The organism is Natrinema sp. CRL1 (assembly GCF_059162405.1).
This window is the reverse complement of the sequence record NZ_JBLVOY010000001.1, coordinates 680,674-696,514: the sequence shown is the minus strand read 5'-3', so window position 1 is coordinate 696,514 and position 15,841 is coordinate 680,674. Positions and strand designations below refer to the sequence as shown.

Below are 15,841 nucleotides of genomic sequence, written 5' to 3'. Positions count from 1 at the left end.
ATTGCCGCGTAGTGTCCGCTAGCGTGTTTTTCCGGCTTCGAAGCGAGATCGAATCCGTATCAGTCGACTACTCGGCTTCGGCTTCCGCTTCGGACTCCGAGTTCGAGTTCGACTCCCCGTCGGTCACCGTTCCGATGATCTCGTCGGTCATCTCCTCTCGGCTCAGGTTCGCTTTGACGCCGACGTCCTTCGCGACCGACTGCAGATCGCTGTAGGACATCACTCCGAGGAAGTCCTCGAGCGTGTCCTTCCGGAGGTCCTCGAGGTCCGCTACGGACGGCTCGGACTCGGCCTCAGTTTCATCGGCCCCCTCGCCGTCCTCCTCAGCCTCTTCGGACGCTTCGCTGTCCGGTTCGTCGCTTTCATCACTTTCGTCATCCGCATCTTCAGTGACCTGACCGTCACCGCCGTCTTCATCTTCCACCTCGTCCGCGGATTCCTCGTCTTCATCTTCGGACTCCGCCGGCTCCTCGGCTTCGTCCGCCGGTTCCGAGTCCGCTTCGTCCGTCGATTCGTCCTCGGCATCGTCGCTCTCTCCGCCGCCGATTCCCTCGAGAAGCCCGTCGACGCTGCTTCCCTCGGTGACGCCTTTGGCCATCGACTCGAGGGATTTGCGGCCCTCCATCTCCGAGATCGAGTCACGGATAGCGTTCCGAATCGCCGTCGGGAGTTCCGACTGCAGGTCACCGATGTTTTTCCCTTCTTCGACGCCTTCGTCGATCGTCTCGTGAATTTCACGGCCGATCGCGGTCCCAAGTTCGCGGCCGAGTTGCTCGCCGAACTGGCGGCCGACCGCGGCACCGATCTCGCTCCCGTCGATGCTGTCCTCGATGCTGCCGTCGCCGAGCATATCGGCCACGTCGACCTGATTGCTGACCTCTTCGGCGACCATGCTCTTCAGCCCCGAGCCGTCACTCACGGCGACCACCTCGCGTGCGATCGATTACGGTAGTGTTGCGATTCAGTGTCACGGGCTTACTCCTCCTCGGCTTCCGCTTCCATCTCTTCGTCGTCTTCCGTCTCCTCGGTCGCATCGTTCTGATCCGCCGTCTCTTCCTCGCCCGATTCAGCGTCGCCCTGCTCGTCGCTCTCGTCTTCGGCCTCGGCTTCCGCGTCGGCCTCTGCGTCGCCGTCCTCGGCTTCGTCCTCTTCGGATGCATCGTCCTCGGCGCTTTCCTCGGTTGACTCCTCGTCGTCAGCCTCGGACTCCGACGGTTCTTCGTCGGCCGTCTCCTCGTCTTCTGCATCCTCCTCTGATTCGTCATCCTCGCTCTCCGACTCCGTCTCGTCGCTACTGAGCAGTTCTTCGACGACCATATCGCCGATCGTCCGGCCGAGGGACTCGCCGACCTTCCGGCCGACGAGCGCGCCGATCTGGCCGCCCAGCGCCGCGCCGAGGGGCATGTCCTCGTCGATCTCCTCTTCCCACTGGGTCCCTTCGACCAGTTGATCGACGTCGATGTTTTCCGTGATCTTCTCCGTGTCAATCCGCTGTGTGAGTGATTCGTCGCTCATGATGAAGCCTCCGCCTGTGACGTCGCGTCGGGTCCGCCGCCGGACTCGCCCTCGTCTCCCTCGGGCTCGAGTTGCTCGACCAACTGTTCGATCACTTCGCTGACGACCGCCGCAACGAGTTCCTCGACCGGGAACCCGGGGATGAGGCCGGCGAGTCGTTCCTTCAGCCAGCTAGCCGCTCTGGAGAGTGGACCGGGAGTTTCCTCCGCCGTCTCCTCCTCTTCTTCTGCCTCCTCAGGTTCCGCGGCTTCCTCGTCTTCCGCTGAGGTCGCTTCATCGGCAGTGTCCTCGGCTTCGGCGGACTCTCCGCCGAAGAGCCCGCGGAGCCACTCCACGGGCTTTGCGAGGATCGATTTCAGCCACCCGGCAGCCGACGAGAGCGGTCCGGTGGACTCGTTCGCCTCGCCCTCTCCCTCGGCCTCCTCGTCCGCTCTGTCGGCGTCGCCCTCCGCTTCGTCACCGCCGATACCGAGCAGACTGGTGAGCCACTCCTTGGGCTTGCTGAGCAGTCCGGTGAGGAACTCCTTCGGTCGCTCGAGCAGTCCGCTGAGAGCCTCTTTGGCCTTCCCCGGGAGCTGCTTGAGAAACTCTATCGGCTTGCTCAGGAGCGACTTCGCCTTGTCCAGCATGGCACCGGGACCGTCCAGCAGCCCCGTCACCGCGGAGAGCAGATTCCCGAGCAGATTGTTCTCGCCCGGTCGCGCCGAAATGTCGAGTTGGACCGGGTTGAGGTTCACCTCGAGGCCGAGCACGTCGAGAAAGAGACCATCGAGGTCGAGGTGGAGGATGCCGGACGCGTCGTCGCCCTCGTAGACGGCTTCGGCGTCCTCGGCGTGACCCTCCGCGCGGTCGTCCTCGACGAGATCCCCGGTGTCCTCGCGTTCGTCCTCGTCTTCGCCGGCCTCCGCTGTTTCGGCTTCCGCGTCGATCCCGTCCTCGTCGGCCTTTTCGTCGGCTTCAGGGGATTCCTCGTCGACTTCCTCCTCAGCTTCGTCCTCGATTTCCGAGGACTCTTCTTCAGCTTCTGCTTCAGGCTCTTCTGTAGCCTCTTGGTCCTCCTCCTCAGTTTCCGCTTCAGTCTCCTCTTCGGCCTCTTCGGACTCCTCTTCAGCTTCCGCTTCATCCTCTTGGGACTCTTCCTCAACTTCTTCTTCGGCTTCCTGCGATTCGTCCGCACTCTCTTCTTCAGCCGTTTCCGCCTCGTCGCCCTCGGACGTGTCTTCCGCTTCGGTGTCATCATCAGCCTCCTCCATCTCCGCTTGCCCACCGTCGGTCATCACCCGGGGTGGCGGTCCCGCCTCTCGGGCGTCCTCGTCCGGACGGCTCGAGGAGCGCTCGACCCTCTCGGGATCCGAACGGTCCCCACGGCCGTCATGTGCGAAATCCTTGGTCATTATACGGACGAAGAGACGGCAGTGAGCGTTGTGGTGGTTGGCCTTGCGTATGCGACTCTCCGACAGGTATGGGCAAAGAGAGTCGCGGCGGAAAACAGGTCGAACCGACGACTGTCGCTACTCGAGCGAACCGACCCGGAGCGCGTACTCGCCGCGGGTCTCGCCCTCGTCGTGGTACTCGACAGGCTCCTCGACGGCCGCGACCGTCCCGTTCGCGACGGCAGCCGCAGTCGCGATGCCGTCGACGCGCTCGCGGCCGCCATCGCCGGACTCGAGGCCGAACCAGCGGACGGCGTGCGTGTTGGGGTCGCGAACGCGGAAGTTCTGAGCGCAAGGTGCGACTAACTGCTCGCCGTCCGCGGCGAGACCGTGGACGAAGCCACGGACCTCGTTGGCCCACAGGAGTTCGCCGTCGGCGTCGAAGGCGGCGACGCGGTGTTCGTTCGGGTGCCGAGACTCGGTCTCCCGGCTCTCGACCGCGTAGGTGTTGCCGGTCACGAACGCCACCCGACCGTCGTTCGCGTACGCGTGATTTGGATAGGCGTACAGCCGTTCGCCGTCGATTTCGGTCTCCGTGGCGAGGTCGACGCGCCAGCGCTCGGCACCGCCGGGACCGAGCAGGTAGCCGCGCTTATCCCCGTGGCTCGAGACCGCGATCGAATCGCCGTCGAACGAGACGTCGCCGACGCGGCGGTCTCCCTCCGTGCCGGGGTCCCACGTCCACTCGAGGTCGCCCGTCGCCGTGTCGAGGACGACGAGCCCGGTGTCGTGGTCGCCCATACAGCGGTTGTAGCCGACCGCGAGGCGCTCGCCCGCAGCGTCGAGGTCGAGGGCGATCGGCGAGGCGTCGGTCTCGTAGGTCCAGCACACTGAGCCGTCGGCGCCGAAGGCGTAGACGGTGCTGTACCACTGCCGCCGTTCGCCGTCGCGTTCGTAGCGCCGGGCGGCGGCGTAGAGCCGCTCGTCGCCGTCGGCGTCGGTCCCCGTCTCGAGCGCCACGACGTAGGGCAGGTAGAAGACGGTGTCTTTGACCGCCTCGCCGACGTCGTCGGCAGTGTCGTACCGCCAGCGCTCCTCACCCGTCTCGGCGTCGTAGGCAGCGATCGTTCCGGACTCGCCGCGACCGGCGACGACGATCGTCTCGTCGCGCTCGGCTCCGTCGCCCGCGAGCGACCCGATTCCGACTGCGTGATCCGGATGATCGACCGTCCACCGGGCCTCGAGCGAGTCGGTTTCGCGGGCGGTAACGGTCCCGTCCCACTCGCCGGTGACGACGAGATCGCCCGAGTCGGCGACGCAGACCGCGGATCGGGTCCACATGTGGCGGCTGCGGGCCGTCTCGATCTCGCCGAGCGGGACCGAGCGGAACTCGCGGAGCCGGTCGCGTTCGGTATCGGCAGTTCCGGCCATCGTCACTCCTCGACGGGGAAGGTCTCGTGGAGCGTGTCGTGGGCGTCGCCGAGTCCGCCGACGATGTGCTCGCCCTGCGAGCTCAGTCGTTGCACGGCCCGTTCGGCGTCGCGGACAGCAAGCAGTCGCCCCCGCGTGTAGTCGTACTCGGGGTCGTCACTGTCCATCGACGCGACTTCCTCCTCTAAGTCGACCAGCGCCGCATCGAGGTGCCGTTCGACCTCAGCGAGGCTATCGGCCTCGGCGAGCCCCCGAATGGGACCCTCGAGGTGGCCCTCGAGTTCTGTCTCCGCGTGATCGCGGGCGCTGTCGTCCCCGACGCCGAGGACGTTCATCAGTCCGAGTCGTAGTGCTTCGATTTCGTAGCAGCTCATGGGTGTGTCTAGTTGATTTCGCGTATCGAGTTCTGGTTGCGTCTCAGTGCTACAGCGTCTGATCGACGAGGTCGCTGACGATGCGGTCCCGGTCGAGATGGTCGCCGACGATCCGTTCGGCGTCCTCGTCCTCGACGCCGCCGTACCAGATGCCGTCCGGGTAGACCGCGACCATCGGCCCGTCGCCGCAGCGACCCAGACACGAAGAGCGAGTGATGCGGGCATCGCAGTGTTCGGAGTCCCGGACCTCTTGGCGCAAGCGCTCGAGGACCGCCGGCGAGCCCATCTTCGCGCAGGTCTGGTTGGTACAGACCGCGACGTGCTTTTCGGGCGCGTCGTGGCTGTGGGGTTCGTTGTCGATATCGTCGCGGTCGGCGTGGGTCTCCTGATGGGCCAGTGCCCGGAGCATGGCGCGAGCGCCACCAACGTCTTCCTCGTAGCCCTCGAGGTCGACCTTGTACTTACACGTGTCACAGGACATCTCGACGCTGTCGGTGCGGGCCTCCTGCCAGCGGTCGGCGAAGACGTCCAGCAGCCGCGAGTCGGTGCCGAGCGGGTCGCCCGCCAGCGCGTCGACGTAGGGGTAGTCCTCGTCGAACTCGGCGGTCCAGTCCCGCACCCGCTGGGTGAGCACGCCGTCGCCGAGCATGTACGGCAGGACGACGACCGCGTCGGGGCGGTGTTTCGAGAGCCCGTGCAGGCTCTCCTCGAGCGTCGGCTCCGTCACACCGATAAAGGAGGCCTCGACGCGGTCGAACTCCCGGCCCTCGTAGAGCAGTCGGGCTAGCTTGTGAACGTCGCCGTTTGCGTCCGGATCGCTCGAGCCGCGACCGCAGACCACGACGGCCACGTCGTCGTCCGTCCGATCGACGCCGAGTTCTGCCTCGACTGCAGCAGCGCGGTCGTCCAGCAGGTCCAAGATCGCGGGATGGACCCCGAGATGCGACCCGTTGTTGATCTCGAGGTCGTGTTCGGCGCGGGCTTGCTCAATTGCCAGCGGCACGTCGTTTTTGACGTGGCTCGCGGCGAACAGCGAGCAGTGAACGACGGTTACCTGCGACGTGACGGGCGCGAGTTGCGCGAAGGCCTCGTCGATCGCCGGCTCCGCGAGTTCGAGGAACGCGGCGTCGACCGGAATCCCCAGTTGGGACTCGAGGGAAGCGGCCAGTTCGCGGACCTGTTCGTTGGACTTCTCGCGCCGGGAACCGTGGCCGATCAGGAGGACGGCCTCGTCGTCGAATCCGGCTGTCGATGCGGACGTGGTCTGGTCGGGTGTGCTCATCGATGTCGTGGGTGTCGGTCGGGTAGTTACTCGTCGTCGTACGCCGTCGCCTGCTCGAGGCTCCGCTCGAGTTTGCGGCGGCGACTCGGGGCGAACAGCCCGGTCTCCTCGCAGTTCTCGTAGAGCCACGTGCCGAAGTCGGGCGCGGCGTCGTCGTCGACGCCGAACCAATAGCCGCCCGACGAGGTCTCGGAGAGGTCGTCGTAGGGGGCTTCGACCGGGCTCTCGTCGATCAGGTCCTGTGCGAGTTCGAGCAGGTCCGCGTCGTCGTGAACGAACGAGATGCCGACGGTCCCGCTCGAGGACTTGAAACAGACAGTGCCACAGCCCTCGAGCAGGCCGCGGAGCAGTTCACGGTCGTACTCCGAGAACGCGCCGAACCGGTAGTTCCCGCGGCCGTCGACGGGGAGGCCGAGCGCGCCGCTGCGGCCGAGCAGTCCCGACTCGTCGCCCGCATCGTCCTCATCTCCGTCACCGCCGATCGACAGCGTGTACTCGTCTTCCGTGCGCGTGATCGAGGTGTCGTGGACGTAGTCTCGAGTCGTCGTCTCGTGCTCGAGGTCGCCGCCCGCGACCGCCGCGAGCACCTGTGCGGACGCCTCGTCGTTGGTGACGATTTCGATACCGCTATCCGAGACATCGCCGCTCCCGGCCACATGGCCCCAGAAGTACGCCGTCGCGGCGTGACCCGCAAGCGGGTCCGCTGGGACTTCGATCTCAGTCGCGGGTTCCGCGTCGCTCATTCGCCCACCTCCTCGACGATGATGGCGTCCGTCGGACAGGCCGCGGCGGCCTGCTGGGCTTCGTCGATGCGGTCGTCGTCGAACGTCGCGACGACGCGCTCGTCGTTGTCGGTGACCTCGCCCTCGCAGTCGTAGACCGGATCCGCGCCGGGGTCGACGGTCGCGAGGCCGTCCTCGCCCTCGATAAAGCGCGGGTCGCGGGTCAGACAGGCGAAGATGCCGTCGCAGGCGTCTTTCTCGATGGTAACTTCGTATCGTGGCATTGTGGATGTCGTTCGAATTTCGCTCAGTAGTCGTACTTCGTCTCGTAGCCCCGCGGCGTGACCATCCGGTCGTCCCAGACGTAGGTGTCCTCGTTGCCGACGACGATCGTCGTCGTCATGTCGATGATCTCGCTCTCGCCTAACTCCTCGAGTTCGCCGAGTTCGGTGATCATCACCTGTTCGTCCTCGCGGCCGGCACCGTGGACGATGCCGACCGGCGTGTCCGCGTCGCGATGGGCCGTGAGGATCTCACAGGCCTTCTCGAAGTTCTCCCGGCGCTTGCGGCTCCACGGGTTGTAGATCGTGATGGTAAAGGATTCCTTGGCGGCGGAGTGGAGTCGCGACTCGATCTCAGGCATCGGCACGAGGTGGTCCGACAGCGAGATCGAGACGGTGTCGTTGACCAGCGGCGCGCCCAGCCGGGCCGCACAGGACTGGGCCGCCGGCACACCCGGCACGGCCTCGAAGTCGACCATCGACGCCGTCGCGCCCTTGGACTCCAGAATCTCGAGTGCGAGTCCGCCGAGCGCGTAGACGTTGGGGTCGCCGCTGCCGACGATGGCGACGTCGTTGCCCGCGAGCGCGCGGTCGATCGCCTCCTCGGTGCGGGACACTTCGCCGCACATCGGCGTGTCGTACAGCTCGTCGGCTTCTTCGGTAATTTCGTCGGGAATGAGGTCGATGTAGGTCGTGTAGCCGACGATGTGGTCGGCCTCGAGCAGCGCGGTCTTCGCGCGGTCGGTCATCCCTTCCGGGTGGCCGGGACCGAGGCCGACGGCGCTCAGTTGGCCCGGTTCGGCGTCGAAGTCGTCGACCGTCGAGCCGACCTCCTGCTCGTTCGAACTGTCGTCGTCGGAACTCGCACCGCAACTCGAGGACGAGGAGGAACTGGAACTCGAGGAGGCCCCACACTTCGAACCGCTCGAGTCGTCCGTACTCGTGTTCGACGCGCCACAGTTCGAACTCGAGCTATCAGTGCTGGCCTCGCTGGAATTGCGCTCCGTGCTGGAGGAGGCACCGCATTTGGAAGTCGATTCGTCGTCAGCGTCCGCGTTGGTGTCCGTACTCATGGTGTGTGCTGTTGGGTTCAGAAGTCGTCGACGTCACGCCCGCCGCGGGGGGTGACGAGGTACGTTCGATCGTCGTTGCTCCAGGTTTCGGTCTCGTGGTTGCCGATGATCAGCGAGGTGCCCATCCCGGAGACTTTGTCGTCATGGTCGGCTGCCTCGCCCAGCGTCGTGATGTACTGGCTCTCGCCGTTGCGGCCGGCGTCCGCGCGGCCGGCGTCGTTGACGATGGCAACGTAGGCGTCGTCGGTCCGCTCCTCGCGGACGATCTCGACCGCTTTCTCGTAGTTTCGCCAGCAGTTGTAGAGGACGATTACGAAATCGGAGATCGCCGCCGCCCGCAGTTTCTCCTCGATTTCGTCCCAGCCGCGCCACTTGTCCGACAGCGAGACCGTACAGAAGTCGTTACACAGCGGCGCGCCGACGTTCGCCGACCCGCCCAGCGCCGCCGTCAGTCCGGGAACGATCTCGATCGGCACGTCCGTCGCGCCGTCCTCCTCTGCCATCTTGAAGATGAGGTCGGACTTGCCGTAGACCGACGGATCGCCGCCGGAGACATGGGCCACGTCTTTCCCCTCGCGGACGTGGTCGAACGCCGCTCGAGCGAGTTCGATCTGTCGGCCCATCGTCGACCGGACGATCTCTTGTTCGAAGCCGTCGTCTCGGACCGCGATGCCGTCCTCGTCGGTTTGATCTTCCGGCAGCAGCGTGCCGTCCTCGCGCAGGAACTCCTGGTAGAGGCTCGAGGCGATGACGACCTCCGCGGACTCGATGACCTCCTTGGCCCGCTTGGTCATGTGGTCGGGCAGGCCGGGGCCGATGCCGACGACGTAGAGGGTGCCGTGGTCGTCTGGCGTGCCGCCGGCCGTACCATCGGCCGATTCGCTCTCGGTCCCGCTCATTCGCCGATCGCCACCGTGACCTCGTTCTCGTAGCTGATCTTCTCGAGGAGCAGTTCCTGTTCAGCCCCGCCCGCGATCGCCGACGCTTCCGAAACGCCCGGCCAGCCGATCAGTTCCTTCGACTTCGAGGGGGTCGGCCCCTCGTGTGCGAGCAGCGTCTCCTTGTCGAATGCGACGACGCCGAGGTCGAGTTCCTGGGCCGCCTCGAGCAGGCCCTCCTCGTCTTCCTTCCGCGTCGCGGTCCCGACGAACTCGACGTCCGCGAAGTCGTAGTCAGTCTGCTCGAGTGCTTCCTCCCACGCGGCGAGGAACGACTCCTTGCTCGCCCCCGAAACGCTGCCGGTTCCCAGCACGATCCCGTCGTCCGTGTTGCGCTTGAGCACCGTCACGTCGTCGCCGACGAGAACGGCCTTCGGGCCCTCGAGTCGCTCGACGGGGCCGAGATTGTCGTCCAGCACGGCGAGGTTCGTCTTCACGGTCGAGTCGCCGTTGACAACGTGGGTGTCCATCGCCTTCGCGCGGGACTCGACGCCCTGCTTGCCCGCGGCCTCGCTGGCGGTGGTCATCGCCGGGACGGCACCCATCGTCGCCAGGTCCTGTGCGACCTGATTCGCGCCGTGGTGGCCGCCCGTGATCGGGATGGCCCACGTGAGTTCCTCGTCGACCACACAGATCGCGGGGTCCTCCCACTTGTCGTCTAACAGGTGGGCCGTCTTCCGCATCGCGATCCCCGAGGCCATCAGGCCGATGAAGCAGTCGTACTCGCCCCAGTGCTCCTCGAAGACATCGCCGTGGTACTCGATGATGTCTATCGCCTCGTAGCGATCGCCGATCTCGGCTTTGATCTCCTCGGCGGTGTCCATCTTCCGCCCGAAGGAGATGATCGCGATCTCCTCGGCGACCTCGCCGTCCGAGTCAGCCGTCGAACAGTGGCCGCCGCCGGAGTCCGATCCAGAATCGTCCGTCGTCTCCGCGTTCTCAGTTCCTGAACTCATTGTGTAGCTCCTCTCGTACCGAAATTGTCCGTTCCACGTCTAATCGACCCGTCCAGTCCACCGCTCGGGTGGGACTGAAAGGGGCCAGTTCCCTCGGCGAAGGCGGACGAAGCAAGCACCGCAGGGAGGGAGCCCTGCGACCGACCGAGACGCGCAGCGAGGCCCCCGAGTCGAGGGAACTGGGGCTTTCACCGTGGTTGCGGTCTCGAGTCCGACTCATCTCAGTCATCACTCGCCTCCGTCTCGCCTGTATTTTCAGACGAGCCTCGATTCGCCCAGTCGCCGTAGAGGAACGAGCGTTCGTAGCCCGCGCCGGTCACGGCATCACCGATGACGACCAGCGCCGAGGCGCGGTAGCCCGCTTCCTCGACCTTGTCCGCAATCGTCCCGATATCGCCGATGATCACGTCCTCGTCCGGCCACGAGGCGTGGTAGATCACCGCGACCGGAGTCTCGGGGTCGTGATCGTCCTCGAGCAGCCGGTCCATCGTGTCCCGGACCGCGTGGGTCCCGAGGTAGATGCAGGTCGTCACGTCGCCCATCTCGACGAAGTCGGAGATGTGGTCTTCCTCCGGCGTGAGCGTCTTGCCCTGCGGTCGTGTGAACGCGACGTGATTCGAAACCTCGTTGAGGGTCAGTTGGGTCCGCAGCGTCGCGCTGGCCGCGAAGGCCGACGTGACACCGGGCACGAAATGGGTCGGGACGCCCTCGTGTTCCAGCGCGTCCATCTGCTCGAGCGCCGCGCCGTAGATGGCGGGATCGCCGCTGTGAAGTCGCACCACGTTGTCGCCGTCCTCGTAGGCGTCCCGCATCAGCGGGATCAGTTCCTCGAGGTCTTTCCCGACCGAATTCACCAGTTCCGCGTGGCCGCAGTACTCGTCTAAGAGTTCGCTGTTGACAAGCGAGCCGGCGTGGACGACGAGGTCGGCGTCCTCGAGCAGTTCCTTCCCGGCGACGGTCAACAGGCGCGGGTTGCCGGGCCCGGCACCGACGAAGGGAATCCCCTCCTGTTCGTCGCCGGCGCTGTGCTCGAAGATCCGGTCGTCCAGTTCCTCGCGGCGGCGTTCGCCTTGGGAGTCGATCGCGTCTTGGGGATCGTTCGGTGTGTCCTCAGTCATCGGTAGCCTCCGCCGTGTCCGCAGTCGTCGCCTCCTCCGGTCCGGACTCCTCGGACCCGAAGGCGGCCGTCGCCTGCTCGACCTCGAGGTCCGCCTTCTCGGCGTAGGCGAGCGTGTAGTAGTCCCGTTCGTCGATCTCGCCAGGGTCGTCGGTAACGAGGGTTTCGCCCTGTTCCATGAACAGCCGGCGACCGTAGGTCACGTCGTAGCCGGCCGCGACGAGCCCCTCGTGGGTCGCCGGCGCGTCGGTGACCTTGAACAGGATCATCCGATCCGGACCCGTGGGGCTGTGGCCTGAGGCGGCCTCCCGCAAGGAAAGCCCGGCACCGGCCTCGATCTCGACCCCCATCGCGGTCGCGAACGCGGTCACGGCGCTCACGCCGGGGACGATCTCGAGGTCGATATCCGAGTGAAAGGCGTCGATCGTTCGGCGCAGATGACCGAACGTCGAGTAGACGTTCGGATCGCCGAGCGTCACGAAGGCGACGTCGCCGTCGCGGGCGTTCGGGGCGATCTCGGCGGCGGCTTCCTTCCAGGCCGCTCGCAGCTTTTCCTCGTCTTTCGTCATCGGGAAGTCCAGGTCCCCGATCTTCGACTCGTCGACGTGGTTCAGCGCGACGGTCCGAGAGAGTCGGCCCGGCGAGTAGACCACGTCTGCGTTCTCGAGGACCTCCTGCCCGCGAACCGTCACGAGGTCTGCCTCGCCGGGGCCGAGTCCGACGCCGTAGAGCGTCATTGACGTGAGCTCCCCCCGTCGGCCGCGACTTTCTCGCCGTCGTCAGTCTCCTCGTCGGGCGTCGCGCTCCCGACCAGCATGTAGACAGGGTTGTCCGAGTTGAAACTCGTCGCCCCGGCGAGTTCGTAGCCGTGGCTCACCTGGAACTGGACGACCTCCTCGAGCAGGTCCCGCTCGCGGAAGGCCTCGGTCGCTTTCCCCGCGACCTCGAGTCGCGAGACGTTCATGACGACACGGTCGATTTCGGTCTCGACGGCGTGGTCGAGTACTGCTTCGAAGTTCCGGCTCCCGCCCAGAAAGAGCGCATCGGCGTCGTCCGGCAGCCCCTCGGGCGCTTCCGCACTGCGCAACTCGACGTCAGCGCGTACCGATTCCTCGTTCGCCGCGAGGTTCTTCTCGGTCGTCTCGAGCCGTTCGGCTTTCCGCTCGAGAGCGGTCACCCGCCCGGCTCGCTGTGCGGCTTCGATCGTGACGGCCCCCGTACAGGAGCCGACCTCCGCGAAGTGGTCGTCCGGCTCGAGTGCGAGCTTCGAGCCGACGACGGCGCGGACCTCCGATTTCGTCGGTCCGGCCTTCGCGTCGTGTGGAAGCGCGATGGGTGGCATCATCCGTTGGAACAGAGCCCGTCCCTAAAACAATTTTGTTTGGGGTAGAACAACTGCGATTGCCCAGGTGGAGTTGGAGTAGGACAACGGGAGTTGTTAAACGAAGCGGATCGGTCGCTCAGACTGAAAACATCGCCGAGAAGCCACCCAAGCGGGCGGTCACCACTCCATGCCGCCGTTGATACCCAGCACCTGCCCGGTCATGTACTCGGCCTGATCGCCGGCGAGGAATCGGACCATCCCGACGATGTCTTCGGGTTCGGCGAACCGATCCAGCGGGATGTCCTCGCGGATCTTGTCCTGCACGCGGTCGGGTACCTTCTCGAGCATGTCCGTCTCGGTAAAGCCTGGTGCGACGCAGTTGGCCGTCGAGCCGTGGCTCGCGAGTTCGAGCGCCAGCGTCCGCGTAAAGGCGAAGAGCCCGCCCTTGGAGGTCGCGTAGTTGGCCTGCCCGTAGTTGCCCTGTTGGCCGACCACGCTCGAGATGTTGATCAGCCGGCCGTGATCGGAGGTTTTGATGTCCTCGTAGAACGCCTTCGTGCAGTTGAACGTCCCGTTCAGGTTGACATCGATGACCGTCCGCCAGTCCTCGTAGGTCATGTCCTCGAACGTCCGGTCGACGGTGATCCCCGCGTTGTTGACGAGCACGTCGATCTCGCCGAGTTCCTCGCGGACTTCTGTAGCCATCCGCTCGACGGCCGCCGGGTCCGACACGTCGGCTTGAACCGGAACCGCCGTCTCGCCGTTTTCCTCGATCGTCTCGGTCACCTCGCGTGCCAGATCTTCGGACGAGCGGTAGTTGACCGCCACGTCGGCACCGCAGCGAGCGAGTTCGAACGCGATTTCGCGACCGATCCCGCGCGAGGATCCGGTGACGAGACAGGTCCGATCGGTCAGCGGGCGACGTGACAGGGGCTCGAGGCGCTGGACGGTTTCAGCCATACTTGCCCCTACGCACCCATTCGTGTTAATTATTTGACCGTGTTTCAGATTTCGTGAAAGACGCGAAGACTGTTATATCTCGCTCGTCCCGACGGCCTCGAGGAACCGATCGAACGCCCCGCTTTCAGCGTGTACGTGAACGTAGGTTCCCAGCGAGTCGTACTCGGTCAGGCCGTCGTGGTCGCCGTCGATACCGTCGCCTCGTACCGTCTCGAAGGCAAAGCGGGCGTCCCCGTCGATATCGGCGTTCGAGTAGTGGAACTCGTGGCCCCGAATCGTCTCGCCGGCGTCGGCGGTCAGCGTCCCCTCGGTGGCCTCGAGTTCGACGTGGTCTAACGCCTGATAGCGGTCGTGCATGGTCACGTCTGCGGGGAGAATACCGGCCATCTCGTGGCGCTCGCCTTCGGCCGTCGTCAGCGACTGGCTCATGGCCATCAACCCGCCGCACTCGCCGAGCACTGGCAGTCCGTCGGCGGCGCGGTCGCCGAGTTCGGCGAGGGTGCCGGCCGACTCGAGTTCGGGAGCATGGAGTTCGGGATAGCCGCCGGGGAGGTAGACCGCGTCGGCATCCGGGACGGGGTCGCCGGCGACCGGCGAGAACGTGACGACCGCGCCCCGCTCCCGAATCCGCTCGATGGTCGCAGGATACCGGAAGCAAAACGCGGCGTCGCTGGCGACGGCGATCGTCGCGTCGACCGGCTCCGAGTTCGCGGCGCTCGGTGGTGGCGAGTCGGCTGCCGGCGGTTCGCTCGCGATGGCGGCCAGTTGCTCGGCCTCGAGCGATTCGGCTGCCTCCCGCAGCGCGGCGGTCGGCAGCGCGGCCTCCTCGCCCATTTCAAGTCCGAGGTGCCGATCGGGAATCTCGAGGTCGTCGTTCGGCGGAATCCGACCGAAGTACGCGAGATCGTCGGGCAGTGCGTTGCGGATCCCCTGCTCGTGGCGGCCGCCGTGGGCGCGCTGGGCGACGACGCCGGCGACCTCGATATCGCGACCGATGGTGTCGGCGTAATCCTTGAATCCCAGCGCGGTCGCCGCGACGCTCTCCATGCCCGCCTTGGCGTCGACCACGAGGACGACCGGCAGGTCGAGCGCTTCGGCGACCATGGCGGTGCTCGAGCCGTCGCCGTCGTACAGTCCCATGACGCCTTCAACGACGCAGAGATCACCCTCACCGCGCCGGTAGTTTCGTCGCAGTCCGTCCGCGCCGCAGAGCCACAGGTCGAGGGTGCGGGAGGGACGGCCCGCGATCGCCTCGTGGTGGCTCGGATCGATGAAGTCCGGCCCCGCCTTGGCGGGCTGGACCTCGTGGCCGGCGTCCTCGAGCGCCCGAATGATCGACAGCGTCGCGACCGTCTTTCCGACGCCGGAGCTGACGCCGCCGAGGACGAACCCCTTCATTGGTCCCCCTCTGGAACGCACTCTCCCCACTTCCCGACTCGGTCGGCTACGATACCCGAAGATCGCACGACGTTCATTACAGTTGAATTAGTACAATTCGACTTGAATCCGTCGGTGACCGCGATTCCCCTCGCGCTGGCCGCCGCCGGATCGGATCAGGTCGTCTCGAGTCGGAGACGGAGTCGGCGATCGAGCAGTCGAAATACAGTTGAAACTGCTCTCCGTTGGCTCGGGGTATGAACGATCTCGAATCTGCGACGACCCCAGTTCCCGCGCTAAAAGAACGCGCCGGCGTCGTCAACGCCCTGTGCGACGGCGCGCAGACGGTGCTCGTTCGTCACCCGACCCTGGATCCGGGGACGATCGACGAGCAGTTCGCGCTGTATCCGGCCTACACCCATCAGGAGCCGGATCGCTATCAGCCCGGCAACGAGGACTACTACCACCGGGCGAGCACCAAACCGAACGCGGGCGTGCCGATCCGCGCCGTCGCCGAGGTCCGCACGGAGTACACCGTCTCGAGCGCCGACCTCGAGTCGCTCGCCCGCCACTACGTCTACACGCCCGACGGCCTGCGGGACAAATACGATCTCGAGGAGGATCTGCGGGTGCTGTTGCTCCGGGTGCGCGAACTCGAGTCGCCGCGACTCATCGAGGAGCGCGGGAGCTACCGTGGGTGCCGTGCGTGGATCGAACTGGCCGACGAGGTGGCTGTCGACCCCGACGCAGCCGTGCCCGTCCTAGACGACGCAACCTTCGCCGAACGGCGGGCGGCGGTTCGAGACGCGCTCGAGTAATGTCCGTTCGGGGTTCTGACCACCGACGAACTTAACCGCTCGAGTCGGGTACGGTTCGCCGCTCGAACGATGACCGAAGACACAGGATCCGATACCGAACGACACCTCCGCGAGGCGCTCAGACACTTGGGAGAGACACGGGACGACGAGGACCTGCGGAAGACCCATTCCGTCGCGCTCGAAGAGGTCGAGAACACCGTCTCGACTGTTCTTCGGGAGTACGAGCAAGACGAGTGACCGGGGCCATCGGTCGCCGTCCCTGACTGCGCCGTAGCCGCCGGTCGCAGACACAGTCGTTTG

18 protein-coding genes are annotated in these 15,841 nt (G+C 65.8%); 2 read left to right on the top strand and 16 right to left on the bottom strand.

Going from position 1 to position 15,841, the window contains the following annotated elements:
• Positions 1-67 precede the first annotated feature (67 nt).
• The 16 genes from ACJYUO_RS03690 to ACJYUO_RS03615 all read right to left on the bottom strand — a co-directional run bounded on the left by ACJYUO_RS03690 (position 68) and on the right by ACJYUO_RS03615 (position 14,744).
• Positions 68-928 carry a hypothetical protein gene (locus tag ACJYUO_RS03690; protein WP_494344047.1) on the bottom strand — a complete coding sequence of 287 codons (861 nt, stop codon included), beginning with the start codon at positions 926-928 and terminating at the stop codon, positions 68-70.
• Positions 929-975: 47 nt separating this feature from the next.
• Entirely contained in the window at positions 976-1,515 is a 540-nt protein-coding gene (locus tag ACJYUO_RS03685) for a hypothetical protein (protein ID WP_494344046.1), read from the bottom strand.
• Complete coding sequence (locus ACJYUO_RS03680; RefSeq protein ID WP_494344045.1) at positions 1,512-2,909, bottom strand: DNA primase; 1,398 nt, start codon at positions 2,907-2,909, stop codon at positions 1,512-1,514. Before ACJYUO_RS03680 ends, ACJYUO_RS03685 begins: the two co-directional genes overlap by 4 nt.
• A 117-nt stretch (positions 2,910-3,026) precedes the next feature.
• Entirely contained in the window at positions 3,027-4,319 is a 1,293-nt protein-coding gene (locus ACJYUO_RS03675) for an outer membrane protein assembly factor BamB family protein (RefSeq protein WP_494344044.1), read from the bottom strand.
• 2 nt (positions 4,320-4,321) lie between these two features.
• Positions 4,322-4,693, bottom strand: coding sequence for a DUF3209 family protein (locus ACJYUO_RS03670; protein ID WP_494344043.1), 372 nt, complete (start codon positions 4,691-4,693; stop codon positions 4,322-4,324).
• Between the two features lie 49 nt (positions 4,694-4,742).
• Positions 4,743-5,975, bottom strand: a complete 1,233-nt coding sequence (locus ACJYUO_RS03665; RefSeq protein ID WP_494344042.1) for a CbiX/SirB N-terminal domain-containing protein — start codon at positions 5,973-5,975, stop codon at positions 4,743-4,745.
• A gap of 26 nt (positions 5,976-6,001) precedes the next feature.
• Positions 6,002-6,718 (bottom strand): cobalamin biosynthesis protein, encoded by a 717-nt coding sequence (locus ACJYUO_RS03660; RefSeq protein ID WP_494344041.1) that lies wholly within the window; start codon positions 6,716-6,718, stop codon positions 6,002-6,004.
• Positions 6,715-6,981: a ferredoxin gene (locus ACJYUO_RS03655; RefSeq protein WP_494344040.1), complete on the bottom strand. Its 267-nt coding sequence runs from the start codon at positions 6,979-6,981 to the stop codon at positions 6,715-6,717. Before ACJYUO_RS03655 ends, ACJYUO_RS03660 begins: the two co-directional genes overlap by 4 nt.
• Before the next feature lie 23 nt (positions 6,982-7,004).
• Positions 7,005-8,051, bottom strand: a complete 1,047-nt coding sequence (gene cobJ / locus ACJYUO_RS03650; RefSeq protein WP_494344039.1) for a precorrin-3B C(17)-methyltransferase — start codon at positions 8,049-8,051, stop codon at positions 7,005-7,007.
• A gap of 17 nt (positions 8,052-8,068) precedes the next feature.
• A complete protein-coding gene (locus ACJYUO_RS03645; RefSeq protein WP_494344038.1) occupies positions 8,069-8,950 on the bottom strand; it encodes a precorrin-3B C(17)-methyltransferase in 882 nt (293 codons plus the stop codon).
• Positions 8,947-9,945: a cobalt-precorrin 5A hydrolase gene (cbiG, locus tag ACJYUO_RS03640; RefSeq protein WP_494344037.1), complete on the bottom strand. Its 999-nt coding sequence runs from the start codon at positions 9,943-9,945 to the stop codon at positions 8,947-8,949. The genes ACJYUO_RS03645 and cbiG overlap by 4 nt, the downstream gene beginning before the upstream one ends.
• Positions 9,946-10,166: 221 nt before the next feature.
• Positions 10,167-11,063 (bottom strand): cobalt-precorrin-4/precorrin-4 C(11)-methyltransferase, encoded by an 897-nt coding sequence (locus ACJYUO_RS03635; RefSeq protein WP_494344036.1) that lies wholly within the window; start codon positions 11,061-11,063, stop codon positions 10,167-10,169.
• Entirely contained in the window at positions 11,056-11,799 is a 744-nt protein-coding gene (locus ACJYUO_RS03630) for a cobalt-factor II C(20)-methyltransferase (protein ID WP_494344035.1), read from the bottom strand. The genes ACJYUO_RS03635 and ACJYUO_RS03630 overlap by 8 nt, the downstream gene beginning before the upstream one ends.
• A complete protein-coding gene (cbiT, locus tag ACJYUO_RS03625) occupies positions 11,796-12,404 on the bottom strand; it encodes a precorrin-6Y C5,15-methyltransferase (decarboxylating) subunit CbiT (protein WP_494344429.1) in 609 nt (202 codons plus the stop codon). The genes ACJYUO_RS03630 and cbiT overlap by 4 nt, the downstream gene beginning before the upstream one ends.
• A 159-nt stretch (positions 12,405-12,563) precedes the next feature.
• The gene (locus ACJYUO_RS03620; RefSeq protein WP_494344034.1) at positions 12,564-13,346 is read right to left on the bottom strand and encodes a 3-oxoacyl-ACP reductase family protein; all 783 of its coding nucleotides are present in this window, start codon (positions 13,344-13,346) and stop codon (positions 12,564-12,566) included.
• Positions 13,347-13,418: 72 nt separating this feature from the next.
• On the bottom strand, positions 13,419-14,744 hold the full coding sequence (locus ACJYUO_RS03615; protein ID WP_494344033.1) for a cobyrinic acid a,c-diamide synthase: 1,326 nt from the start codon (positions 14,742-14,744) through the stop codon (positions 13,419-13,421).
• Between the two features lie 236 nt (positions 14,745-14,980).
• Here ACJYUO_RS03615 and ACJYUO_RS03610 point away from each other — a divergent pair, with 236 nt between their 5' ends.
• Both ACJYUO_RS03610 and ACJYUO_RS03605 read left to right on the top strand, forming a co-directional pair.
• Positions 14,981-15,541, top strand: a complete 561-nt coding sequence (locus tag ACJYUO_RS03610; RefSeq protein ID WP_494344032.1) for a DUF1802 family protein — start codon at positions 14,981-14,983, stop codon at positions 15,539-15,541.
• A 69-nt stretch (positions 15,542-15,610) separates the two neighbouring features.
• Positions 15,611-15,778 carry a hypothetical protein gene (locus ACJYUO_RS03605; RefSeq protein WP_494344031.1) on the top strand — a complete coding sequence of 56 codons (168 nt, stop codon included), beginning with the start codon at positions 15,611-15,613 and terminating at the stop codon, positions 15,776-15,778.
• Positions 15,779-15,841 lie beyond the last annotated feature (63 nt).